The organism is Streptomyces sp. SD15, from assembly GCF_054462255.1.
Map to the genome: position 1 here is coordinate 1 of NZ_JBTLMO010000142.1, position 1,056 is coordinate 1,056.

1 protein-coding gene is annotated in these 1,056 nt (G+C 66.9%); it reads left to right on the plus strand.

The annotated features are described in order from the left end of the window. Positions 1-102 precede the first annotated feature (102 nt). Complete coding sequence (locus tag ACX28W_RS43905) at positions 103-1,056, plus strand: IS481 family transposase (RefSeq protein WP_459005691.1); 954 nt, start codon at positions 103-105, stop codon at positions 1,054-1,056.

A 1,056-nucleotide genomic window follows, 5' to 3' on the forward strand; every position in this document is an offset into this window, starting at 1 on the left:
TGTATTGATCACGAGCGTTGTTGACACTGGTCGGGTCTTGAACGTGGCGAAGACCTCCGGTGGGGTGGGAGCTGTCTAGGAACTCACCGCACGGAGGTCTTCGTGTCTCACCGTAACGCCCGGCTGACCGTCTTCGGGAGGCTTCTGCTGGTCGAACGTGTCGTATCCGGCCGGCCGGTGGCTCACGTCGCTGCCGAAATGGGCATCTCCCGGGCCACCGCCCACAAGTGGATGCGTCGGTGGCGAACCGAGGGCCAGGCCGGCCTGCACGACCGCTCCAGCCGCCCCCGCACGACGCCACATCGGACCCCGGCCGCGACCGAGGCACGAGTATGCGAACTACGGCGAACACGCAAGCTGGGCCCCGCAAGGATCGGCCCGATACTGGGCCTGCCCTCCTCGACCGTGCACCGGATCCTTACCCGCCACGGCCTGCACCGCCTCGCCTGGATCGACCGGCCCACCGGCCAGACCATCCGCCGCTACGAACGCGAGCGGCCGGGTGAACTGATCCACATCGACGTGAAGAAACTCGGCCGGATCCCCGACGGAGGAGGCCACAAAGTCCGTGGGCGGGACGCCGGCCGACCGATCCGCGGCATGGGATTCGACTACATCCACTCCGCGGTCGACGACCACTCCCGCCTCGCCTACAGCGAGATACACCCGGACGAGAAAGTCGCGACCTGCGCGGGCTTCCTCACCCGCGCCGCCGCCTTCTTCCATGCCCACGGCATCACCCGCATCGAACGGGTCCTCACGGACAACGCCTGGGCCTACCGCAAGGGCCTGGCCTGGAAAGACGCCCTCCACCAGCTCGGCGCGACCGGCAAACTCACCCGCGCCTACCGGCCCCAGACCAATGGCAAAGTCGAACGCTTCAACCGCACCCTCCTCGAAGAGTGGGCCTACCTACGGCCCTACACCTCCAACGACGAGCGAACAGCAGCCCTCGACACCTTCCTCCACACCTACAACTACCATCGCTGCCACACCGCACTCGAAGGCCAGCCCCCGATCAGCCGCGTCAACAACCCTGCGGGTCAATACACCTAG